This window comes from Paraburkholderia sp. BR10937, assembly GCF_040965695.1.
In the GTDB taxonomy this organism is placed as follows: domain Bacteria; phylum Pseudomonadota; class Gammaproteobacteria; order Burkholderiales; family Burkholderiaceae; genus Paraburkholderia.
This window is the reverse complement of record NZ_JBFRCL010000024.1, coordinates 104336-126154: the sequence shown is the minus strand read 5'-3', so window position 1 is coordinate 126154 and position 21819 is coordinate 104336. Positions and strand designations below refer to the sequence as shown.

26 protein-coding genes are annotated in these 21819 nt (G+C 67.0%); 11 read left to right on the top strand and 15 right to left on the bottom strand.

The window, feature by feature from the left end:
• Nucleotides 1–50 precede the first annotated feature (50 nt).
• The 5 genes from AB4Y44_RS21015 to AB4Y44_RS20995 all read right to left on the bottom strand — a co-directional run bounded on the left by AB4Y44_RS21015 (nucleotide 51) and on the right by AB4Y44_RS20995 (nucleotide 4578).
• Complete coding sequence (locus AB4Y44_RS21015; protein WP_368700770.1) at nucleotides 51–971, bottom strand: ferritin-like domain-containing protein; 921 nt, start codon at nucleotides 969–971, stop codon at nucleotides 51–53.
• Between the two features lie 63 nt (nucleotides 972–1034).
• On the bottom strand, nucleotides 1035–1250 hold the full coding sequence (locus AB4Y44_RS21010; protein ID WP_042266627.1) for a hypothetical protein: 216 nt from the start codon (nucleotides 1248–1250) through the stop codon (nucleotides 1035–1037).
• A 359-nt stretch (nucleotides 1251–1609) separates the two neighbouring features.
• Nucleotides 1610–2296, bottom strand: a complete 687-nt coding sequence (locus tag AB4Y44_RS21005; protein ID WP_342918969.1) for an NAD(P)H-dependent oxidoreductase — start codon at nucleotides 2294–2296, stop codon at nucleotides 1610–1612.
• A 410-nt stretch (nucleotides 2297–2706) separates the two neighbouring features.
• Nucleotides 2707–3039, bottom strand: coding sequence for a hypothetical protein (locus AB4Y44_RS21000; RefSeq protein WP_368700769.1), 333 nt, complete (start codon nucleotides 3037–3039; stop codon nucleotides 2707–2709).
• Between the two features lie 234 nt (nucleotides 3040–3273).
• Nucleotides 3274–4578, bottom strand: coding sequence for a cyanate transporter (locus tag AB4Y44_RS20995; RefSeq protein ID WP_368700768.1), 1305 nt, complete (start codon nucleotides 4576–4578; stop codon nucleotides 3274–3276).
• A gap of 196 nt (nucleotides 4579–4774) precedes the next feature.
• Between AB4Y44_RS20995 and AB4Y44_RS20990 the strand changes: the two genes are divergently transcribed.
• Complete coding sequence (locus AB4Y44_RS20990) at nucleotides 4775–5500, top strand: GntR family transcriptional regulator (protein WP_368700767.1); 726 nt, start codon at nucleotides 4775–4777, stop codon at nucleotides 5498–5500.
• A gap of 16 nt (nucleotides 5501–5516) precedes the next feature.
• Here the strand turns inward: AB4Y44_RS20990 and AB4Y44_RS20985 are convergent, their stop codons facing one another.
• Both AB4Y44_RS20985 and AB4Y44_RS20980 read right to left on the bottom strand, forming a co-directional pair.
• A complete protein-coding gene (locus AB4Y44_RS20985) occupies nucleotides 5517–5729 on the bottom strand; it encodes a hypothetical protein (RefSeq protein ID WP_069261722.1) in 213 nt (70 codons plus the stop codon).
• Nucleotides 5730–5820: 91 nt separating this feature from the next.
• Nucleotides 5821–6444, bottom strand: coding sequence for a glutathione binding-like protein (locus AB4Y44_RS20980; RefSeq protein ID WP_342918965.1), 624 nt, complete (start codon nucleotides 6442–6444; stop codon nucleotides 5821–5823).
• 79 nt (nucleotides 6445–6523) lie between these two features.
• Here AB4Y44_RS20980 and AB4Y44_RS20975 point away from each other — a divergent pair, with 79 nt between their 5' ends.
• From AB4Y44_RS20975 to AB4Y44_RS20960, 4 genes are all read left to right on the top strand, one after another.
• Nucleotides 6524–7192, top strand: coding sequence for a TetR/AcrR family transcriptional regulator (locus tag AB4Y44_RS20975; RefSeq protein WP_368700766.1), 669 nt, complete (start codon nucleotides 6524–6526; stop codon nucleotides 7190–7192).
• A 114-nt stretch (nucleotides 7193–7306) separates the two neighbouring features.
• Nucleotides 7307–7501 carry a DUF1653 domain-containing protein gene (locus AB4Y44_RS20970; RefSeq protein ID WP_028202597.1) on the top strand — a complete coding sequence of 65 codons (195 nt, stop codon included), beginning with the start codon at nucleotides 7307–7309 and terminating at the stop codon, nucleotides 7499–7501.
• Nucleotides 7502–7545: 44 nt separating this feature from the next.
• Nucleotides 7546–7740 (top strand): YqaE/Pmp3 family membrane protein, encoded by a 195-nt coding sequence (locus AB4Y44_RS20965; protein WP_069261726.1) that lies wholly within the window; start codon nucleotides 7546–7548, stop codon nucleotides 7738–7740.
• Nucleotides 7741–7867: 127 nt separating this feature from the next.
• Nucleotides 7868–8251, top strand: a complete 384-nt coding sequence (locus AB4Y44_RS20960; protein ID WP_368700765.1) for a hypothetical protein — start codon at nucleotides 7868–7870, stop codon at nucleotides 8249–8251.
• Between the two features lie 112 nt (nucleotides 8252–8363).
• On the opposite strand, the gene AB4Y44_RS20955 is transcribed toward AB4Y44_RS20960, so the two are convergent.
• Complete coding sequence (locus tag AB4Y44_RS20955; protein ID WP_069261728.1) at nucleotides 8364–8627, bottom strand: DUF4148 domain-containing protein; 264 nt, start codon at nucleotides 8625–8627, stop codon at nucleotides 8364–8366.
• A gap of 388 nt (nucleotides 8628–9015) precedes the next feature.
• Between AB4Y44_RS20955 and AB4Y44_RS20950 the strand changes: the two genes are divergently transcribed.
• The gene (locus AB4Y44_RS20950; protein ID WP_069261729.1) at nucleotides 9016–9306 is read left to right on the top strand and encodes a DUF4148 domain-containing protein; all 291 of its coding nucleotides are present in this window, start codon (nucleotides 9016–9018) and stop codon (nucleotides 9304–9306) included.
• Between the two features lie 87 nt (nucleotides 9307–9393).
• Here AB4Y44_RS20950 and AB4Y44_RS20945 read toward each other — a convergent pair whose 3' ends face one another.
• The 3 genes from AB4Y44_RS20945 to AB4Y44_RS20935 all read right to left on the bottom strand — a co-directional run bounded on the left by AB4Y44_RS20945 (nucleotide 9394) and on the right by AB4Y44_RS20935 (nucleotide 12918).
• Nucleotides 9394–9720: a 2Fe-2S iron-sulfur cluster-binding protein gene (locus AB4Y44_RS20945; RefSeq protein WP_342918962.1), complete on the bottom strand. Its 327-nt coding sequence runs from the start codon at nucleotides 9718–9720 to the stop codon at nucleotides 9394–9396.
• Nucleotides 9717–10847 carry a VIT1/CCC1 transporter family protein gene (locus AB4Y44_RS20940; RefSeq protein ID WP_342918961.1) on the bottom strand — a complete coding sequence of 377 codons (1131 nt, stop codon included), beginning with the start codon at nucleotides 10845–10847 and terminating at the stop codon, nucleotides 9717–9719. The genes AB4Y44_RS20945 and AB4Y44_RS20940 overlap by 4 nt, the downstream gene beginning before the upstream one ends.
• Before the next feature lie 100 nt (nucleotides 10848–10947).
• The gene (locus AB4Y44_RS20935) at nucleotides 10948–12918 is read right to left on the bottom strand and encodes a sigma-54-dependent Fis family transcriptional regulator (RefSeq protein WP_368700764.1); all 1971 of its coding nucleotides are present in this window, start codon (nucleotides 12916–12918) and stop codon (nucleotides 10948–10950) included.
• Between the two features lie 253 nt (nucleotides 12919–13171).
• On the opposite strand from AB4Y44_RS20935, the gene AB4Y44_RS20930 reads away from it, so the two are divergent.
• Together AB4Y44_RS20930 and AB4Y44_RS20925 are read left to right on the top strand one after the other, a co-directional pair.
• Entirely contained in the window at nucleotides 13172–13393 is a 222-nt protein-coding gene (locus tag AB4Y44_RS20930; protein ID WP_342918959.1) for a DUF2964 family protein, read from the top strand.
• 345 nt (nucleotides 13394–13738) lie between these two features.
• Complete coding sequence (locus tag AB4Y44_RS20925) at nucleotides 13739–14029, top strand: DUF1488 domain-containing protein (protein ID WP_042266602.1); 291 nt, start codon at nucleotides 13739–13741, stop codon at nucleotides 14027–14029.
• A gap of 105 nt (nucleotides 14030–14134) precedes the next feature.
• Here the strand turns inward: AB4Y44_RS20925 and AB4Y44_RS20920 are convergent, their stop codons facing one another.
• The 4 genes from AB4Y44_RS20920 to AB4Y44_RS20905 form a co-directional block, all read right to left on the bottom strand.
• On the bottom strand, nucleotides 14135–14668 hold the full coding sequence (locus tag AB4Y44_RS20920) for a cytochrome b (RefSeq protein ID WP_368700763.1): 534 nt from the start codon (nucleotides 14666–14668) through the stop codon (nucleotides 14135–14137).
• Between the two features lie 154 nt (nucleotides 14669–14822).
• The gene (locus tag AB4Y44_RS20915; RefSeq protein ID WP_342918958.1) at nucleotides 14823–16124 is read right to left on the bottom strand and encodes an NCS2 family permease; all 1302 of its coding nucleotides are present in this window, start codon (nucleotides 16122–16124) and stop codon (nucleotides 14823–14825) included.
• A gap of 328 nt (nucleotides 16125–16452) precedes the next feature.
• Nucleotides 16453–16728 (bottom strand): DUF4148 domain-containing protein, encoded by a 276-nt coding sequence (locus AB4Y44_RS20910; RefSeq protein ID WP_368700762.1) that lies wholly within the window; start codon nucleotides 16726–16728, stop codon nucleotides 16453–16455.
• Nucleotides 16729–16811: 83 nt separating this feature from the next.
• The gene (locus AB4Y44_RS20905) at nucleotides 16812–17822 is read right to left on the bottom strand and encodes an AraC family transcriptional regulator (protein ID WP_368700783.1); all 1011 of its coding nucleotides are present in this window, start codon (nucleotides 17820–17822) and stop codon (nucleotides 16812–16814) included.
• A gap of 226 nt (nucleotides 17823–18048) precedes the next feature.
• On the opposite strand from AB4Y44_RS20905, the gene AB4Y44_RS20900 reads away from it, so the two are divergent.
• From AB4Y44_RS20900 to AB4Y44_RS20890, 3 genes are all read left to right on the top strand, one after another.
• Nucleotides 18049–19182 (top strand): acyl-CoA dehydrogenase family protein, encoded by a 1134-nt coding sequence (locus AB4Y44_RS20900; protein ID WP_368700761.1) that lies wholly within the window; start codon nucleotides 18049–18051, stop codon nucleotides 19180–19182.
• Nucleotides 19183–19301: 119 nt separating this feature from the next.
• Entirely contained in the window at nucleotides 19302–21014 is a 1713-nt protein-coding gene (locus AB4Y44_RS20895; protein ID WP_368700760.1) for an AMP-binding protein, read from the top strand.
• 19 nt (nucleotides 21015–21033) lie between these two features.
• Entirely contained in the window at nucleotides 21034–21819 is a 786-nt protein-coding gene (locus AB4Y44_RS20890; protein WP_368700759.1) for an enoyl-CoA hydratase, read from the top strand.

Below are 21819 nucleotides of genomic sequence, written 5' to 3'. Positions count from 1 at the left end.
CGTGCGGCTATACAGCCATGCTAACAACGCACGCGTTTTACGTTGTGGCGCTACTTCTTCAGGAGGCGCAGCGCGAAGCGTGCGAGCGTGGGCACGAGCGTTGGCCGCAAGAGGCGCGCGTCGTAGCCGCTCATGCGCGCGTCGTTTTCTTCGAGGCAGAGTTCGATCATCTCGCGCGGTTCGAGCGAGTCGCCCAGCACCTCGCGGTTCGCAGGCAGGAAGTTCGAGTCGCGCGCGTTGCCGCTGGCGTCGATACCTCGCGCGATCGCGAGCCGCTCCCACACCAGCATGAACCAGATGGCGGCCACGCGCACGGAATGCCACGGCCTGCGCCACCAGGGCATGGTCTTGCGATACCACGCCACCCAGTTGACGAAGAAGAGGATATGGCGCGCCTCTTCCTGAATCACCGGTTCGAAGGTTTCGACGAGGTCTGGCGGGAAAAAGCCCGAGCGCTGCGCCGAGCGAAACAGGCCGAACGCGAAGAAGCTGTCGATGCACTCGCTATAGCCGGTGAACATCCACGCCCACTCCGCCTTTTTGGGCGGCGGGTATGCGGGTTCAGGCGCAAGTTCGATGCCGTAGGCCTGCACGAGGTGCGAGAGCACGACCTTGTGGCGCGCTTCCTCGGCCGCATCCATTTCGATGGCTTCGCGCAGCAGCGGGTCGCTCAGGGTTTGCGCGTAAGTCAGCACGCGGATCGAGGCGCGGCCTTCGGTCTGCACCGCGATGTCCCAGATCGGCAGCGACGTGAGGCGGCTGAGCGCGTCGGGCTCGAGCTTTGGCCAGTCGAGCACGGCGGGGCGGTACGGGTCGTGGGTGTCGAGCAGCATCCGGCAGAACATCTTGCGGTGTTCGTCCGATCCGATCCTGATGGGCCCTGGCGTGCCGTGAGTCCAGCGCCGCAGTGCGGCGTCGTAGTCGGAGAGGAAGGCTGCGCCTTCGTCCGGATGCGTCAGGGTTTCGGACATGAGCATCTAATCTGAAGGGGGTATGACTCCTATTCTGTCACAACCGTAAGGAAGCATGCGCGCTCACGCGCAGCGGCGCTGCTGGTCGATCCACATGCGCGCCCAGCGGCAGGCGTAGGCGAGCGCGTGCCTTTCTTCGAAGAAATAATCGAGTTCGTCGAACGAATGCTGCGCGCCCGGTTGCGTGCCAATGGTGAGATTGGCGGCGAAAAGGCCGTTCGGGAGCTGCCGCGCGCTGGGGGCGACGACGTAGCCTTTGTAGCGTAGTGGAGTGTTCATGGCCGCGCTTCCTGCTGATCTTCTGCTGATTTGCCCGGGTTCTCGTTCTCGGTGGCGCGTGTGTTTTGCTGCCCACTCACTGAGCCGACACGGACCAGCGTACGGGCCGCCTTGTGTCGATGGAACCAATCATTCGTCGCAAGCAAATCACGTGTGGCCTGGAACGGTCAGCAGAATGATCCGGATGAGGCGAGGGGTGAATCCGGCTTCAATGTGGACCGGACGATATGCGGCGTCTGTGGTATGGCGCACGCGATGTGCGCCGTGCGACGCCGGCAATGTGGGTTAGGGAACGTTTCCCGCCCCGCGCGTTCGACGCGTGTGCGGGCGGGCGAGCCGCCGAGGTCCGGTAGCGTGTATCAGACCGCGAGGCTCAGGCGTTTTTCGGTGCGCGGCGCGTTGGCGGCCTGCGCGCCGCCGACGCTGTTCAACGCGCTCGCCAGCGGCGCCGCGCGATGTTCCTGGCCGCCGAACGCGAGCGCGAACTGCGCCGCCTGGCGGCCGACCGTTGCGAGCTGTTCGGCGACCTTGGCGTCGGAGCACTGCTGCGCGCTCTCGAAGCGAGTCTCCAGCGTGTTGATGCCCGCGCCGAACGGTGTCGGCCAGCCGCGCAGCGCGTGCACGATCGAGCGCAGCGAGGTCAGCACCGAGCCCGCGGCCTGCCAGCCATAGGCCGTGACGATGCAGCCCACTGCGCGGCCGTCCAGGTATGGGCGGTTGTCGGCACGCAGTTCTTCGAGCGTGTCGAGCGCGTTCTTCACGAGCCCCGATACGCCGCCGTGATAGCCGGGCGTCGCGATGATGACGGCGTCGGCGGCGCGCACGGCTTCGATCAGCTCGAGCTGGGCGTCGGTTCGCACGGGGTCTTCGGGTGCGTAGTGCGGCAGCGTGTGCAGGAACGTGCCGCCGAACAACTGCGCGCGTGCGCCGGCTTCTTCGGCGCCGCGCAGCGCGAAAGCGAGCGCGCGCTCGGTCGACGAGGCGGCGCGCGTCGTGCCGCCGATGCCCACCACGAGCGGGCGGCGTTGCGAATCGGAAATGCTCAAGTGGGGCTCCCTGAAATGCGATGAGACCTGGCTCGTGCGTGATCGGGCAACGCAGCCACGAAGCCTGGAGGCCTGGAAAGGGTCATCTTAGAGAGCGCGCCGAGCGGCGCGAAACGACTTTTTGTTCTATCCATATGCCGGCGGTGCTACGTTGCGCGGCGCCATGCGCCCGAAATGCATATGCGAAACCATTGGTTGGACGCGCAGCGGGCCGTGGCTAAGATGAAGCCGTCTCCTCCATGACATCTCCTTGACATGGGATTCGGCCCCGCACTTCTCCGGTGACGGGGCTGTTTTTTTTCTGGAGACGGGAACGGGCGGCGTTTCGAGGTCTTCGAGGCCGTGATCGCGGCAGCTGCGTGCCGCTTTGTGTGTCGTGTTTGCGCCGCTGACTGCGGCTACGCGCTAGCTTAAACCGTGAGCACGTTGCCGTCGGGGCCGATTTGCGGCGGAATTTCCGGCAGGGTCCCGTTGCCCGGCGCGATGCGCGCGGGGGCGCCCGGCGTGGCCGGCAGCGTGGGCGCGGGAGCGCGCACGGCCGGTTCGGCGACCTTGCGAGTGGTCAGCTTGTCGACGGAGGCCAGTTTGTGCTTCGTGCCGTGATGCGCCTTCTTGCCGGCATTGCCCGCATGCGCCGAGGGCGTGCGCGCTTCCGGCGGATTCCAGATCTCGATGTAGTGTTCCCCGGCGATCGCGGTGGACGCGAGGACGCCCAGCAAGGTCCCCGTGATGAAGAATCGCACGTCGTGTTCTCCGTTTCGATGTACAGGCCGGGGCCGCGCCATGCGCCGGGACGCGATGGGGCGGCGTAACCCGGTATGGCGACCGGGCGGCACGAACGGCCGGCTGCACGCACTGTACATTCATACAGGCGCTTATGCAAACGTTTCACGACGTGCTGCGCGGCATGTGTTGCATGGGCGCGCCGCGGCCCTGCGGGGCTTGCGCCGACGCTCAATCTGGCGTGTGCGGGCGGTTCAGGCGTCGAGCGCCGCGCGGCTTTGCGCGATCGCGCCGTCCGCGGCCGGGCCGTGCGTGCCGAGCCAGCGCCCGTAGCTGCGCGGCGAGAACGCGAGCGTGAGCACGATCATCGCGCTGATCGATACGGCGAGCATGATCCACGCGCCCGTGAAGCCGCCCGTGAGGTCGCGCACACGGCCGGCCACGATGGGGGCGAGCGCGGCGATCACGAAGCCCAGACCCTGGACGAAGGCGACGAGGCGCGCGGCCAGGCGATGGTCTGCGCAATGGTCGAGCGCGGTGACGAGCGTGACCGAGAACGTGCCGCCGAGCCCCGCGCCGGCCGCCGCGACCCACAGCAGCGGCGCGGCCTCGGGCCATGCGGCGAGGCCGATCACGCCGACGAGCTGGCCGCACAGGCCCAGAACGAGCCACGGACGCCGGTCCGTGAACGCCGCCGCGGCGAGCGGCAGGAGCAGCGCGCTGGCGGCCTGGAACACGGTCATCGCGGCGAGCAGCGAGCCGCTCGCTTCGACGCTCGCGCCGTGCTGCTGATAGTAGGCGGGCAGCCACGCGACGAGACTCGTATAGCCGCCGTTGACGAGGCCGAAATGCAGCCCGAGCGTCCACGCCCGGCGCTTGCGCCAGACCGGCACCGCTACCGCGTCGGCATGCGCTTGCGAGGGCGCGGTGGCGGCGTGCTGCGCGCGCCGGCCTGCGCCGAACCGGCCGTTCAACACGCCCCAGATCGCGAGCGCGACCAGCGCCGGCAATGCCCAGACGGCCAGTCCCGCATGCCACGACCCGCTGAGCCGCGCGACGAGCGGGCTCAGGCTCGCGCCGAGCCCGCCGCCGCCCATGATCGACGCCGAGAACAGCCCCATCGCGAGCGGCACTCGCGCGGCGAAGCGTTGCTTCATGACGGCGGGCAGCAGCGCCTGGATGGCCGCGACGCCCGCGCCGGCCGCGGCCGCCGTGAGCATGAGCGCGCCGCCGCCGGCGGCGAACGCGCGGGCCGCGCATGCCGCGGCAATCGCCACGAGCCCGAGCGCGACGCCGCGCGTCTCGCCGAGGCGGCGCGCGAGCAGGCCGGTGCCGAACGCGCCGAGGCCCATCGCGACGACAGGCAGGCTCGTGAGCAGCGAGGCTCCGTAGAAGCTCAGGCCGGTGTCGTTGCGAATGGTCGTCATGAGCGGGCTGATGGAGGTGAGCAGCGGCCGCAGATTCAGGCCGATCGCGACGATCGCGGCGCACCACGCAAGCGCGCTGGCCGACTCGCCGGACGGCGTCTGGGAATGATTGGAGCGGTTTCGAGGGTTCAATGCGGTCAACCTTTTGACTGCTGTTTGGTTGACCATTATACAAAATAATTGTCAACAATCTGGCGGCGCCCGCTATCTCCGGCATGGGCGAACGAGTATGGGCGCAGGTCCGTATCGCCTCGCCATGCCGCTCGCTACAATTCGACCTGATCCAGCGACCTGACCCAGCGACCCGACCCAGCTAGCGCGCCTGCCCATGGCTCAATCCTCCCGCCTCGCTCCGCCCCGCGATACCGACGAACCGTCCGATGTCGAAGCGCATGTCTATGCGTCGATTTCTTCCGCGCTGCTCGAAGGCAAGCTCGCGCCGGGCCAGCAACTGGTGGAGCGCGAACTCGCGGCGGCGTTCGGCTGTACGCGCGGCGCGTTGCGCAAGGTGCTGGCGCGTCTCGGCTTCGAGGGCAAGCTCGTGCTCGAACCCAATCGCGGCGCGTTCGTGCCGTCGCCCTCGGAGGACGACATCCGCGCCGTGTACCGCGCGCGCCAGGTGGCCGAAGCGGGCGTGATGGTGAGCCTGTGTGGCACGCTCGACGCCGCGATGCGGCGCAAGCTCGCGGCGCACGTGCGCCGCGAGAAGAAGGCGTTGCACGAGGCGCGCGTGGACGAAGCGGTGCGCCTCGCGGGGCAGTTCCATCTGCTGCTGACCGAGCAGGCGGGCGGCGCCGCGCTCGTGGAAGCGCTGGCGCAACTGGTCGCGAAAACGGAGCTTTACAAGGCCTTGTTCGATCCGTCGAAGGCGTCGATGTGCGCGCCCGACGAGCACGCGCAGATCATCGAGGCGCTCGAGGCGGGGGACCTCGCGGCGGCGCTCGCCACGATGCGTGCGCACCTGGGCGAGCTGGAGGAACGGGTGGTGCAACAGGCGCGTGCGCGCGCCGGGCGCGATCTCAAGACGGTGTTCGCGGATCTCGCGAACGGCTGAACGTGCAAAGCGCGCATCAGCCCTGATCTACGCGCCGGCGCAACTCCTTCGAAGCCGCGAGCGGAATGCGCGCGTCGTCCCACGTGGCGAGCCATTCGATCTCTTTCGCGGCGAATACCTGGCCATGGTTGCGCAGCGCGTACTGCAACGAGTCGATGACGTGATTGCGGATGATTTCGGGCGTATGCGGGTCGTCGAGGACGATGCGCAAGGCTTCGAGCGTGGCCATGGTGCGGCTCCGGCGAATGTGGCGACCGCAACGTTATCGCACGACAAAAAAGCGCTTGCCGGGCGAGAAAAAATAGCCGACGAAGCGCGCCTCAGTGCCGCGTGCGCCTGAAGATCTCGTACTCCTCGGCGAAGGCTCTCGCAACGGCGGGCCGCTCGCGCACGCGCTGCGCGTAGGTCGCGACGGCCTCCCATTGCGACACGTCGATGCCCACGTACGGCGCCCAGTTCAGCACGGTCACGAGATAGGCGTCCGCCACGCTGAACTCGTCGAGCAGGAAGGTGCGCGATTCGAGATGCTGCGCGAGCAAGTCGAGGCGGCGCGGGATCTTGCCGCGCGCATAGGCCTTGACGGCCTCGTCCACGTCCTTGCCGAGCAGCGGCACGAACACGGCCTTGTGCAGCTCGGTGCCGATGAAGCCTAGCCATTGCTGCAGGCGCGCGCGCTCGCGCGTGCCTGCTGGCGGCGCGAGCCGCGCCTCGGGAAAACGGTCGGCCACCCATGGCAGCACGGCCGAGTTTTCGGTGAGGGTCCAGCCATCGTCCTCGCGCAGCACCGGCACCTGGCCGAGTGCGTTGACGGCGAAGAAGTCACCGCCTTCGGCGAGCTGCTTCGTGAGCGTATCGACCTGGATGTAGCGGGCCTGCGCGCCTGCCTCGTAGAGCGCGATGCGCGTGGCGAGCGAGCACGCCAGCGGGGCGAAATACAGATCCATCGTCTTCCTCCTTTGCGGGCTAGCGGGCTTTTCGAATTTTTGTACTATAGTGAACAAAAATCGCCGATCCAATATTTCTATGCAATCCAGTACAAAAAAAGATAGCCGCCCGCGTGGGCGTCCGCGCGCCTACGATCCGCACGAGGCGCTCGCCCGCGCGCGCGATACGTTCTGGCGCAATGGCTACGCAGGCACATCGCTCGACGACCTGAGCGAGGCGACCGGCATGAACCGGCCGAGCCTCTACGGCGCGTTCGGCGACAAGCACGCGCTCTATCTGCAAACCATGGAGCGTTACGTGGAAGCCGGGCGCACGGCGATGGAGTCGGCGCTGGACAGCGCAGTGCCGCTGCGCGAGGCGCTGATGCGCGTATTCGACGGCGCGCTCGGCTGGTATTTGCCGGCGCACGACGCGGCGCGCGGCTGCCTGCTGATCGGCACGGCGGCGGTGGAAGCCGTCAACGACGAGGCGGTACGCGAGCGTCTTGCCGCAGGATTGCGCACCTTCGACAAGGCGTTCGAGCGGCGCCTGCGCGCGGCGCTCGCGCAAGGCGAACTGCCGCCCGATGCCAGCGCGCCGATGCTCGCGCGCCTTGCCTCCGCGCTCTTGCACAGCATGGCGCTGCGCGCGCGGGCCGGCGATTCGCGGGCCTCTCTGCGCGCCATGGCGGTGGCGGGCGTCGCGCTGATCTGCGGCGAAGCGCCGGCTGCGGCCGATGCGCGTCCGGTGCGGCGGCGCGCGAGGTGATGTCACGCTGAACGTTGCTGCCTGCGCCCGTTACGCGGGCCCTCACGTCGCTTTCCCTTGTTACACTGGCGCAGTCGCGCAGGGACGGCTTGCGCACTCGAAGAGGGGAACACAATGGTGCGCTACAGGCACTACAAGGGTGGCATTTACGAACTGGTTTGCGAGGCGACGCTCGAATCGGATCCTTCCGTCACGATGATCGTGTATCGCGCGGCGAACGGTACGATCTGGACGCGACCCTCCAACGTGTTCTTCGAACTCGTCGAGTATGAAGGCGGACTCGTGCCGCGCTTCGCGCCCGTCAACTGATTCTTTTCACACTCGTCTCTTCCACGCTTTAGAGGTTTCGCCGAATGCGTTTACTGATTGCGCTGATTCTGCCCTGGCTCCTGTTCTTCACCATTGGGCGTCCGATTGCGGGCATCGTCTGCCTGATTCTGCAGGTCACGCTGATCGGCTGGATTCCGGCCGCGATCTGGGCCGTGTATTCGCTCAGCCAGTTCAAGACCGACCGGAAAATAGAGGACGCGCTCGGCCGCCGCGGCTGAATCTCTGAGCGGGCGTCTACGCGCCGTTCAGCGGCGCGTTGCGCGTTACGACGGTAACCCGTGCTCACAATTCAATAAGAACTTAACGCCGATTTTCCTTTCTTACAAATAGAAAGGAGAGTCAGCTATGTTCAAGTTCGTTCTCACGGTGGGCGCTTTCGCGCTCCTTGCCGGGTGTGCGGTGGCCCCGGGCTACGACTATGGTTACGGCGGCTATGGCCAGCCGTACTCCACCGGCTATTACAGCGGCTACGCGCCGGGCTATGCGCCGACCTATGGCAGTGTGAATATCGGCGTCTGGGGCGGTGGCGGCGGTCGCGATTATCGCGGCGGCGACTGGCACGGCGGCGACTGGCACGGCGGCGGCGGCTGGCACGGTGGCGGTCCGGGTGGTCACGGTGGGGGCCACGGCGGACCTTGGGGGCCGCCGGGCGGCGGTCATGGAGGCGGCCATGGTGGCGGAGGCCACGGAGGTGGCGGTCACGGTGGCGGCGGACCGGGCGGTCGTTGATCCGCGCGAGCCGAAAATCCGTTGCAAAACGAATCAGGCCCGCCTGTCTCACGAGGGCGGGCCTGGTGCTTTGCACGAGAACCCGGCGTCACAGCCGGGGTTGTCGCGAAACTTACTGGCTCGACTGCGACGTTCCGTTCGTCGACGGGCCGTAAGCCGTCGCGCGCTGCGCTGCGACCTTGGCTTCGGCAGCCTGAATGTTTTCCGGGTAGTGCATCCAGTCGCTCGGATCGTAGCCGGCGGCGCGCAGTTGCGCGAGATCGGCGCGGACTTCGGCGCGGGTCACGGGTTGCTGCTGGGGTTGTGCCTGCGCGAACGCGGCAGCGGGCACGGCAACGATGGCGGCGAGCACTGCTGCCTTCAGAAACGAATTCATGACTAACCTCCGATATTTTTTGTGGGAGCCATCGCATCGGCGTGGTCCATGCCGACAATGTATGTGGTCGGAGGGTCAGGGTAAATACCTAGAAAACGAATTCAGTGTTCTTCTGACGACAACAATCGGCGTCGAAATCTTCTGAAGTATTGCGCCGCCCGCTTGCAACAAGGCGGGTAGGCCACAGATCGTCTGGCCCTGAAATCTCGCCGGATTATTGCGAAATCTGTAATTCCAATTCGCCTGAATCGGTCTGTATCCGGCCGGGGCGCTTGCCTAGAATCCACTCACAGCCAGCCGATGCGGCGAGCCGCAGCGAGCCGGCCGTGCACGACAGGTATGCCCCGTCGTTGCGCATCGATGCTAAATAATTCCGGAGGTTGTCATCATGAAGTCGCTTCTCAAGGCTGTTGCCCTTACCGTTGCTATGGCTGCTCCGCTGGCCGCTTTCGCCCAGGCCGATCAAGGTCTGACCCGCGAGCAGGTGCGCCAGCAACTCGTCGAATTCCAGCAAACGAGCCGCAATCAGGCGGCAGTCGCCCCGCAGGCGGCCGCGCCGGTCGCCCAGACCGATGGCTCGTTCGGCGGCGTGAGCAACTCGACGTCGGTTGCCGGCGCTCGCTATGTGTCGGAAGCGGCACGCACCGGTCCGCAATCGGTGTACTTCGGCGGTCAGTAAGCCTGTCGGCAGTCAGCAGATAAAAACGACGGCCCGCGATTTCGATTCGCGGGCCGTTTCGCATTTGTGCGAGGCGTTTTGTTGCCGCTACATGGCTTCCGCCTCCGGCACGTCGAGCACGAGATCCGTGCACGCGACGGCCACGCAGGTCAGCACATAGCCCTCGGCTTTTTCCTCGCGGCTCAATCCGGGCCACTCGATCGTGAAGCTCACTTCGCCGCTCACCACGCGGCACAGGCAGGCGCGGCAGGTGCCGTTGCGGCACATGCGCGGCAGACGGATGCCCTCGAACGCCGCCGCTTCGAGCAAGGTCAGCTCGGGCGGCGCTTCGAAACTGCGCCCTAGCGGCTCCACGCGCACGACGGGCACGCGCGGCGCGCCTTCCTGCAAGCTTTCGTGGCTCACGTCGCTCATGAAAGCGACACCCCGAGCAGCCGCCCCGCGCCGGCCGTGAACGCCGCCGCGGCGAGCCCGATCACGATCTGCCGGAACGCCGAAAAGGTTGCGCTGCGCCCGTTGAAGAGCGACGTGAACACGCCGACGAGGGCGAGCCCGCACGCGCTCAGCGCCACCGACTGCGCGATGGCCGTGACGCCGTGCGCCCACAGGAACGGGGCGGTCGGAAACGCCGCGCCGAGCGAGAAGAGGCAAAACGAGACGGCGGCGGCCGACCACGGATTGCCGCCCAGCTCCTTCGGGTCGATGCCGAGTTCCTCGCGCGCCAGCGTATTGAGCGCCTCGTCCTTGTTGCGCATGATCTGGGCGGCCACGCGGCGCGCTTCTTCGGGTTCGACGCCCTTCGCCTGATAGATGAGCGCGAGCTCGTGGCGCTCGGCGTCCGGCGTGTGTTCGAGTTCGTCGGCTTCCTTCGCGAGTTGCGTGCGCGCAAGCTCGCGCGCGTTGGTCACCGAGAGCCATTCGCCGAGCGCCATGGAGCAGGCGCCCGCCACGAGGCCCGCCAGCCCCGTGAGCAAAATCGTGCGATTGACGCTGCCCGCGCCCGCCACGCCCATGATCAGGCAGAAGTTCGAGACGAGCCCGTCGTTCGCCCCCAGCACGGCGGCGCGCAGGTCGTTGCCCGACGTCGCGCTCTTGTGCCATGACTCGGCGGCGCCGATCGTTTCGCCGTGGCCGTGTTCGGGCTCGCGCTTCTTCGCGACGATCGCCTGCACGATGGCGGCGTGCTGCTGTTCCTGGGCCGAAAGCTTCTCGGCGCCGGGTTCGCGCGCGTAGCGGTCGCGGTCGGCGTATTCGGCAGCGGCGACGGTGGGCAGCACGAGTGAAGGGCCGAACGTGCGCGTGAGCGTTTGCAGCAGGCGGGTTTTCGCGCTGCGTCGATGCGGGCGGGGCGTGACGCCGTTGGCCGCGAGCTTCTCGCGCCAGACGCTCGCGTGCTCGCGCTCGGAGGCCGCGAGTTCGGCGAAGATGCGGCGGCGCTCGTCATCTTTCTCGACCGCGGATAGCGTGTCGTAGACGGCGGCGCTGTCGAGTTCGTCGGCGAGATTGCGCCGGAAGCGGTTGATTTCCTGAGCGGAGGCCATGGAGCGCGGTGCGGGAAGTTATCCGCCAAGCTTACCCTGGCGCCGCCGCGGCCAGAAGCCGCGCTTCGACGCCCGCCTTGCTCCTGTCTGGCCGGTACGCTCAGCGGCGCTGACGCAGATGCCGGTAGACCGTGTTGCGCGCGAGCCCGAGTTCGCGAGCCGCTGCCGAAACATTGCCGCTGTGGCGCGCGAGGGTCTCTTCGATGAGCCGCGACTGCCAGACGGAGAGGCGCGCGGGCTCGCGTTCCGTGTCGCCCGCCGGGTCTTCAGTCGAGGCATCGGCGCACGGTTGCGCGCAGTCGCTCGCGGGATCGCAATCGTGCATGAGGTCTTCCGGCAGATGCTCCATGTCGATGGCGTCTTCGCCTTCGGCCATGATCGCCGCCGTGCGCAGCGCGCTCGCGAGCTGACGCAGATTGCCCGGCCAGCGGCAGCGCGCGAAGCACGCCCGAACAGCCGGCGTAAGACGCGCGGGCGCCCCCGGCACCTCGCGCCGCACGATCTCGAGCATGCGGGCCACGAGCGCGTCGAGGTCGGTGCGCTCGGCCAGCGCCGGCAGCGTGACGACGAGGCCGTTGATACGGTAGTAGAGATCCTCACGGAACGTGCCTTCGGCGATCATCGCGCGCAGGTCGCGGTGCGTCGCGCAGACGATGCGCAAATCGACCGGCAGCGCGCGCGTGCCGCCGAGCGGCACGACGGCGCGCTCCTGCAACACGCGCATGAGCCGCACCTGTTGCGCAAGCGGCATGTCGCCAATTTCGTCGAGAAAGAGCGTGCCGCCATGCGCCTGCGCGATCTTGCCGGCGCTGCCGCGGCGCTTCGCGCCCGTGAACGCGCCGTCCTCGTAGCCGAACAGCTCGGCTTCGATCAGCGTGTCGGGCAGTGCTGCGCAATTGAGCGCGACGAACGGCCCGTCGCGGCGCGGCGAATCGCGATGCAGCGCCCGCGCGAGCCATTCCTTGCCGGTGCCGGTGCGGCCGAGCACGAGCACGGGAATGTCGCGGCCGCGCACGCGCGCCACGCGCTGCAGCGCGGCGGCGAGCCGCGCGTCGCCGGTGTCGAGTGCGGCGAGCGTGGGCTGCGGCGTGGTGTCGGCGGCGTAGGGCGCTTTCGCCTGGGCGGGCGCGGGCGTGTACGGCGAGCGAGCCGTTTCGGCTACGGCGCTGCGCGCGAACGTTGCGACGCCCGACGTGGGCGCGCCGGGCGTGGCGCGCGCGATCACGCGCACGCCGCTTGGCAGGGCGAGCGTGAGCGGCTCGCCGCTCGCGCGCATGAGCTGCTGCATGAACGTCGCGAACGGCTGACCGAAGAGCGCCGCGAACTCGCGCTGCTGCAGCTCGGCGAGCGGCGCGCCGAACTGGAACAGGGCGCTGCGGTTTGCGCAGAGCAGCGTGCCATCGGCCGAGAATGCGGCCAATCCTTCGTAGAGCGTACCGATGAATTCCGCGCGCGCGTGAAACTGGAGCCGGATGGCATCGGCGAATTCGGTGTTGAACAGATGGTTCTCGATCATCTGCGCCGACATGCGCACGAGCGCGAGCGTGTGCTTGTGAAAACCGCGCGACTCGCCGCTCACGTCGAGCGCGCCGAGCGTGCGCCCGTACGGATCCGCGATCGGCGCGCACGAGCAGGTGAGGATGTGATTGGCGCGCAAAAAGTGCTCGCCCGCATGCACCGTGGTCGGCTGGCCTTCCACCAGCGCCGTGCCGATGGCATTCGTGCCGCGATGCTGCTCGGCCCACGAGACGCCCGGGCGCAGCGCGACGCGCTGCGCTTTCTCGACGAAGTCGCTGTCGGCGCAGCTATGGAGGATCACGCCATTGCGATCGGTGAGCAGCACCATGCTCTGCGTATCGACGATCTGCGCGTGCAAGGCGTCCATGACGGGACGCGCCTGGTGATAGAGCGTGCAGTTCGTGTCGATCAGCTCGCGCAAGTCAGCGCCGGCGAGCGCGTCGAAGTCGGGCGCCTCGGTGGCGCGCAGTCCGAGTGCGCGCGAGCGCGCGTGAGCCTGCGCGATGGCGTCCGCGCGGGCCGCGTCGTGCGGCGTGACGGGGCGTCGGGTCACTCGTGTCTCCAGTCGTTTTGGGCGCTACGCTGCGGCGCAGCATGACATTGCGCGAGCGGCGCCTCTGGGGCAGTTCATGGTACAGGATCCGCGGCGGCTGCCAATTCGGGTTGAAGCCGGGTTGAAGCCGGGTCAAAGCCGCGGCTTCAGCCGCGACGGTGCCTCAACTGCGCCTTGTGTTTACGGGCGCGGGTGCCATGATGAAGATGAGGGCGCATTTGCGTCGCGCCCCCGCTGAGTAGCGGAGTTCGTCATGGTGCACGGCGAATCGAGGATCGTGGTGGCGGTGCTCGCCACGTTCGTTGCGCTCTTTGGCCTCGGGTATGCGATTGACGGATTGATCTTCGACGAGAACAACGTCGTGCTCTCCGGAATGGTGACCGTGGCCCTTGGGATCGTCGCGTTCGTGGTGATGCTCACCCTGCACCCGAAAGACCTCGAAGATCTCGATCAGCACCGGCATCGCGAATCCTGACGCGCCCGGGCGGCGCGCATGGTGCGATGCGGCAACCGGCGCAGCGCGTTGGCGCAGGGCCGGGGAGGAGAGTCTTTGTGCGCGCAACGGCGCACGCGCTTGCTGCACCCGCGAAAAAGGGCTCGGACGAGCACGCCGCTGGCTATTTCAGGCGTATGACAATGTCGACCTTGCGGGCGCCAGGAAGTCGTCTAAAGTGAATCAAATCAACCTGCGCGAACGTGTGGTTCGCAAGGGTTGGTGTTGATCCGCGCGAGCCGGATCGGGGTGTTCCCAGGCACCAGGCTGGGGCAGCCCCAAGGCGGTTGAACGCGGCCTTTTCACCCTCCACCAAAGGCGACCCCCATGCAGATCATGTTTCCGAATGAGGTGCCCGAGTACTCGGGCCCAGACCTGACCTTGGCGTTTCCGGCGATGATCGATGGCGAGCGGGTGGAGTGTCTGATCACGGCGGCGGCGCTGGAAGATCACTTCGGGGCGGCTTCGCCGCGCGCCGAAGACATGCTCAGCGCGTTCGACCATCATCGCGACCGCATCGAGGCCTGCGCGCGCCGATTGCTCTCCGAAACACGTGCGCAGTGCCTCGTGCTGCGCAGCGGCTACGTGCGTTTCGTGCAGGCCCACGCCAACGCGTAGTCAACAAAAAAGCGCCCGCAGGACGCGGGCGCTTTCCGTTCAGCTGAGTTTGCTTGCCGCGCCCGTTTGGGCGCGGCGTTCGTTTACGCGTGCGCCGCCTTGCCGCTAGATCATGCGGCGCAGCGTGTTGTCGCGGAATACGACGTGATGCGCGATTGCCGCGAGCGCGTGCAGTCCGATCACCCCATAGAACAGATTGCCGATCAGCACGTGTGCGTCCTTGAGGAACGTGCGCGCGACGGGGTCCGGACCGATGAGCGTGATCTGCAGGTTGAACCCCGCGAGCGTGACGGCATGGCCGCCGGCGTTGATCATCAGAATGCCGAGGAGCGGCTGCACGAAGATGAACAGGTAAAGCGCGAGATGCACGAGGCGCGAGAGAAACGACAGCAGCGCATTCGAGTCGATCTCCGCGGGCGAGCCGCGCCAAAGACGCCACGCGAGGCGCAGCACGGCGAGCGCGAGCACGAGCGAGCCCGCCCAGAAGTGCACGTTGCTCCAGAACACGCGGCTGTCCGTGCCCTTGGGGCCGCGCACCTCGATCGCCAGCCAGGCGAGCGCGACGAGCAGGAAGATGACCCAGTGAAAGAAGATAGCGGGCTTCGTGTAGCGTTCGGTTGCGGCGGGGTAAGTTGCCACGTGGCGGCTCCTGTGTGCGGGAAATCTGACGATAGTTCCCTATGATAAGGAGGACGCGCCGGGCGGAGCAGTTGTGCGGCTGGGAAGTTTGATGCGGAGGGGGGCGGCGGCGAATCAAAACAAAAAGGGTGGCGCGAAGCCACCCTTTTTGCTTTTATGCGTTGCCGAGATAGAAGAACCGGAACAGGAACACGGCGGCGATGATCCACACGATCAGTTTCACGTCGCGCACGCGGCCCGTGAGGAGCTTCAGGCCGGCATACGAGATGAAGCCGAATGCCACGCCGTTGGCGATCGAGTAGGTGAACGGCATGGCGAGCGCCGTGAGGGCGGCGGGCACGACTTCGGTGGCGTCGTCCCAGGGCAGATCGGCGAGTTCCCGCAGCATCAGGCACGAGACGTAGAGCAGCGCCGGCGCTGTCGCGTAGCCCGGCACGACGCCCGCGAGCGGCGCGACGAACAGGCACGCGAGGAACAGCACGGCCACGGTGAGCGCGGTCATGCCGGTGCGGCCGCCCGCCTGAACGCCCGAGGCGCTTTCGATATACGCCGTGGTCGACGAGGTGCCGAGAATCGAGCCCGCGAGAATCGCGGTGCTATCCGCGAGCAGCGCGCGGTTCAGGCGGTGCATCTTGCCGTGCACGAGCAGGCCGGCGCGGTTGGCCACGCCCATCAGCGTGCCGGTCGCATCGAACAGCTCGACGAGGAAGAACACGAGCACCACGTTGAGCACGCCCGTGGAGAGCGCGGTCTTGATGTCGAGCTGCGCAAAAGTCGGCATGATCGACGGCGGCGGCGAGAAGACGCCGTGGAACTGGTTGCCGCCGAAGAAGAACGAGAGAATCGTGACGCCCACGATGCCGATCAGGATCGCACCGCGCACCTTCAGCACGTCGAGCGTGACGATCGCGAAAAAGCCGATGATCGCGAGGATCGTGTGCGGATCGTGCAGGTTGCCGAGCTCGACGAGCGTGGCCGGGCTGCCGACCACCACGCCCGAGGTCTTGAGCGAGATGATCGCGAGGAACAGACCGATACCCGCCGTGATCGACACGCGGATCGAATGCGGAATGCCATTGACGATGGCTTCGCGCACGCGCAGCAGCGTGACGATGAAGAACAGGCACCCGGAGATGAACACCGCGCCGAGCGCGGCCTGCCACGTGAAGCCCATGCCCTTCACGACCGTATAGGCGAAATAGGCGTTCAGGCCCATGCCGGGCGCGAGCGCGATGGGATAGTTCGCGTAGAGGCCCATGACGAGCGAGGCGAGCGCCGCGACGAGGCAGGTGGCGACGAATACGCTTTCCTTCGGCATGCCGGCGTCGCCGAGAATGGCCGGATTCACGAAGATGATGTAAGCCATCGTGAGGAAAGTCGTGATACCGGCGAGCAGTTCGGTGCGCAGGTTGGTGCCTGCTTCTTCGAAACCGAAATAGCGTTTGATGGCGTCCATGAAGATCGGGCCCTTGAGAGTCGAGCGGGTTGTTCGCTGCTTGTTGGTGTGGTGTCTTGCGTATAGCCGGCGCGGCAGGTCCTTGACGTGCCCATGCACGCGCGCGCCGCAGCGCGCGGCTACGGGCGCGATTGTAAACAATTGTCTGTCGAGCGCAGAAAAGCCGTTGTGAGCGTGGAACGGGTACAACAGCGGGCGTTGCGGTAGCAAGCGGGAGAGGGCGCGGCGAGTTGCGCCGCTGGCGGGGGAGAGGGGCACGACCGCTCGCGGGCGCCGGGCGTTGCTTCGCCCGGTGCCGGGTTACTGCGGCCGTCCTGCAATCAAGCGATTACTGCTGCATTTGACCGGCGGGAGCGCCATATCCGGCGCCGCCGCGCGCCGCACGCCGCTGCGCGACGATCGCGCCCGCGCGCTGCGCGTTTTCGGGGTAGTCGATCCAGTCGAGCGGATCGTAGCCCGCCTGCCGCCATTCGATCAGATCCGCCCGGACCTGGGCTCGAGTCAGCGGTTGTGAGGGATCGTACGGTTGGGCCACCGCCGCAGCCGACGCGAAGCAGCACGCTGCGGCGAGGACGCCGAGCGCTACACGCGGAAGGGAGTTCATGGCAAGGCCTTTCATATTAGGGATATCCCTAAAAGTATAGGCGCTATCTCATTAACTCAAAGGGGGATCGGGGACTTCCCGGGCTACCCGCGAGGCTTCGAAGAGTCGTTGCGGGCGTTTTCCGTGCGGTAGTCGGTCGGGCGCTGTCCGGTCCATTTGCGGAACGCCCGATGAAACGCGCTCGGTTCCGCGAATCCGACCGCGGCGGCGACATCGGCGACCGAGCGGCCCGGCTCCTGCAGCGCCGCGATCGCCAGGTCGCGGCGCAGTTCGTCCTTGATCGACTGGCAGCTGTGGCCCTCCTGGCTCAGCCGCCGGCGCAGCGTGGCCGGCGCCACGTTCAGCCGTTGTGCGATGGCGTCGGCATCGGGCCACGCGTTGACGGGCAGGGCGCGCAGCGCGCGTCGCACGCGTGCTGCGAACGAGCCCGGATTGCGGTATTTCACGACGAAGTTGCCGGGCGCGTTGCGCAGAAACGCCCGCGCCGAGCTGGCGGTCTGGATCACGGGCAGTTCGAGAAAGCCCGGCGCGAATTCGAACCAGGTGGCCGGCTGATCGAACGCCATGTCGTCGCAGAGCATGAGCTGGTATTCGTGCGCGGCGGCGGGCTGCGGGCAGCGAAAGCGCGCCGCGAGCAGCGGGATGCGCCGCCCCACGAGCCAGCACACGAGCCCGTAGACGAGGATGAACCAGGTGGCGTACGCGAACAGGGTGGGCGTGGGTTTGTCCGCGCGATGCGAGAGCGTGACGCGCACGCGCGTGGCGTCGATGTCGATCTCGCCCGACAGATCGTCGAGCACGAGCCGCATGAAGTGCACGGCGCGCTGCAGCGCCTGGCGGCCCGTGCTGGCGCCGAGCGCCGAGTGCGTCATGGCGATGAAGCTGCCGCTTTTCATCGCGTGCGAATCCTGGCCGAAGAATTCGTCGTCGAGCGCGCGCGCGATGCCCGACCACAACTGGCCATATTGCGCCGCGCTCACGCGCGCCCCGGGCGCGAGCAGCACGGCCGGCGCGATGCCGGCGGCATCCGTGAGCGGGGCGGTTTCGAGGCCGCCCGCGCGCGCCAGCGCCAGCGTCTCGTTCACGAGGCTCATCGAGATCGTGCCTTTTTCGCTCAGTGTCTGGATTTTCGCCGGTTGCACGAAGCCGCCTCTCAAATGGGTTGTAACAGACAATATGGTAAATCCGTTCAGTGACTTTGAGCGTGACGGGCATCGAATACGGCCGCTCGCGTGCCTACACTTTTCGCAAGCCTTGCAGCCGGGGCCGCATCGCGCCACAGTGGAAGGCAAGCGCAAGAGACACAGGAAGGGGACACACATGGACGAGTTCTATACCGACGACCAGCGCATGATTCGCGACGCCGCGCGCGACTTTGCGAGCGGGCAACTAGCGCCGAATGCGGCGCAATGGGACCGCGACGGCAGGCTGCCCGACGAGGTCGTCAAGCAACTGGGCGAGCTGGGTTTTCTCGGCATGATCGTGCCGCAGGAGCAGGGCGGCTCGTACACCGACTACGTGGCCTACGCGCTCGCCATGGAGGAGATCGCGGCCGGCTGCGCCTCGTGCGCGACGCTCGTGAGCGTGCACAACTCGGTGGGCTGCGGGCCGATCCTGCAGTTCGGCACCGACGCGCAGAAGGACCGCTGGCTCGGCAAGCTCGCGAGCGGCGAGCTGATCGGCGCGTTTTGCCTGACCGAGCCGCAGGCGGGCTCCGAGGCGAGCAACCTGCGCACGCGCGCCGAGCTGCGCGACGGCAACTGGGTGCTCAACGGCAACAAGCAGTTCGTGACCAACGGCTCGCGCGCGAACATTGCCATCGTGTTCGCTGTGACCGATCCCGACGCCGGCAAGCGCGGCATTTCCGCGTTCATCGTGCCGACCGAAACGGCGGGCTTCAATGTCGGGCCGCTCGAGAAAAAGATGGGCATCCGCGCTTCGGACACCTGCCCGATCTCGCTGGTGGACTGCGCGATTCCCGAAGGCAATCTGCTCGGCCAGCGCGGCGAGGGCCTGAAGATCGCTTTGGCGAATCTCGAAGGCGGGCGCATCGGCATCGCCGCGCAGGCGCTGGGTATCGCGCGCGCGGCCTTCGACGCGGCGCGTGCCTATGCGCACGAACGCGTGCAGTTCGGCGAGCCCATCATCAAGCATCAGAGTGTGGCCAACCTGCTCGCGGACATGCAGACGCGCATCAACGCGGCGCGTCATCTCGTGCATCACGCGGCGCGGCTGCGCACGCTTGGCAAGCCGTGTCTTTCCGAGGCTTCGCAGGCTAAGCTTTACGCTTCCGAAATGGCCGAGGAAGTGTGCTCCCACGCGATTCAGATTCATGGCGGCTACGGCTTTCTGAACGATTATCCGGTGGAGCGCCATTACCGCGATGCCCGCATCACGCAGATTTACGAAGGCACGAGCGAGGTACAGAGGATGGTGATTGCACGGCAGCTTTGACAGGCAGTGAGGATGACGAAGCAACAATAAGCGAGCGCACGAGCGCGCCGACAAAGGAAAGCTTTGCATGGGACCGGAGTACGCGCATTGCGCTAGCTCCGGCTCGACAGGAGACGACGATGACCGGGTTCACCCCTTCCGCGCAGGCCTTCATCGACGCACGCGAGCTGCTGCTGCGTCACCGCACCGACTACGCACGCGCGTACGATGAATTCGCGTGGCCGACGCTCGACACGTTCAACTGGGCGCTCGACTACTTCGACGTGATGGCGCGCGGCAACGACACCCCGGCGCTCTGGATCGTCGACGATCTCGCGGACGGCGGCACGCGCTATTCGTTCGCGCAGATGTCGGAGCGCTCGTCGCGCATGGCGAATTTTCTGCGCGAGCACGGTGTGGCGCGCGGCGACCGCTTGCTGTTGATGCTGCCCAATCGCGTCGAACTCTGGGACGTGATGCTGGCGGCGATGAAGCTGGGCGCCATCGTGCTGCCCGCCACGACGCAGCTCTCGCCCGACGACGTGCGCGAGCGCGTGGAAACGGGCGGCGCGCGTTACGTCGTCGTGGATGCGGCCGAACTCGGCAAATTCGATGCACTCGATCCGAGCGTGAAGCGCATCGCGGTAGGCGCGGCGCCCGGTGCGTGCGAAGGCTGGATCGACCTTTCGCGCGCGTACGAAGCGAGCCCCGCGTTCGAACCCGACGGCCCGACACTCGCCACCGACCCGCTGCTGCTCTATTTCACTTCGGGCACGACCTCGAAGCCCAAGCTCGTCGAACACACGCACGAGAGCTACCCTGTAGGCCACCTTTCGACGATGTACTGGATCGGCCTCATGCCCGGCGACGTCCACTGGAACATCAGTTCGCCGGGTTGGGCCAAACACGCGTGGAGCTGCTTCTTTGCACCGTGGAACGCGCAGGCCTGCGTATTCGTCTACAACTATGCGCGCTTCGTGCCGAAAGACACGCTCGCCGCACTCGTGCAATGCGGTGTGACCACGCTGTGCGCGCCGCCCACGGTGTGGCGCATGCTCGTGCAGGAGCCGCTCGCAAGCTATGCGGTGAAGCTGCGCGAGATCGTGGGCGCGGGCGAGCCGCTCAATCCCGAGGTCATCGAGCGCGTGCGTCACGCGTGGGGCATTACGATCCGCGACGGCTACGGCCAGACCGAAACGACCTGCCAGATCGGCAATTCTCCGGGCCAGCCCGTGGTGGCGGGCTCGATGGGACGGCCGCTGCCGGGCTACCGCGTGGAACTCGTCGATGCCGACGATCAGCCCGCGAGCGAAGGCGAAATCGCGCTGCCGCTCATGCACCGTCCGCTCGGCCTGATGACGGGCTACGCGAACAACGCGAAGGCGAGCGAATACGCCATGCGCAACGGCTACTACCACACGTCCGATGTCGCCCTGCGTCGCGACGACGGCTATTACGTCTACGTCGGCCGCGCCGACGACGTGTTCAAGTCGTCCGATTACCGCCTGAGCCCGTTCGAGCTGGAAAGCGTGCTGATCGAGCACGAGGCGATCGCCGAGGCGGCGGTCGTGCCGAGTCCGGACGAGCTGCGCCTGTCCGTGCCGAAGGCCTTCGTCATCGTGCGCCAGGGCTTCGAGGCGGGCCCCGAACTCGCACGCGAGGTGTTCCGCTTCTCGCGTGAAAAGCTCGCGCCGTACAAGCGCATTCGCCGCCTGCAGTTCAGCGAGCTGCCCAAGACCATCTCGGGCAAGATCCGCCGCGTCGAGTTGCGCCGCCGCGAAATGGAGCGCAGCGCCGAACCCCCGCGCCAGCCCGACGAGTATTGGGAAGAGGATTTCCCCGAGCTGCGCTGATATCAACACGGAGTCCGAAATGATCGAATTCGAGTACGCGCATGAGGGCGCGGTGGTCCTGCTCACGCTGTCGCGGCCGCCCGCGAATGCCTTTACGGTCGACGGTTTGCGTCAACTCCAGCAGGTCGTCGAGGCGTTCGACCGCGAGCCGCAGGTGCGCGCGGTCGTCATCACCGGCAGCGGGTCGAAGTTCTTCAGCGCGGGCGCCGACCTCAATGCCTTTGCCAGTGGCGACCGTGAGGTCGCACGCACGGCGGCGAGCGCGTTCGGCGCGGCATTCGAGGCGCTGCAGAAGGCGCGGCCCGTGGTCATCGCGGCGATCAACGGCTATGCCATGGGCGGCGGCCTGGAGTGCGCGCTCGCATGCGATATCCGCATTGCCGAAGAGCACGCGCAACTCGCGCTGCCCGAGCCTGCCGTGGGCCTGCTGCCCTCTGGCTGCGGCACGCAGACCTTGCCCTGGCTCGTGGGCGAAGGCTGGGCCAAGCGCATCATCCTCACGGGCGAACGCGTGGACGCGCAAACGGCGCTGCGTATCGGTCTCGTGGAAGAAGTCGTCGCAACGGGCGGCGCGCGCGAGGCCGCGCTCGCCATGGCCGCGCGTGTGGCGGCCCTGAGCCCGCAAGCGGTCACCTTCAGCAAGTCGCTGATCCATCAGGCGCGCAACGGCGTGCCGCGCGGCGCGGCGCTCGCCGTCGAGCGCGAGCGCTTCGTCGACCTGTTCGATTCGCCCAACCAGCGCGAGGGCGTCAACGCGTTTCTGGAGAAGCGCAAGCCACGCTGGCATATTGAAACGGAGAACTAG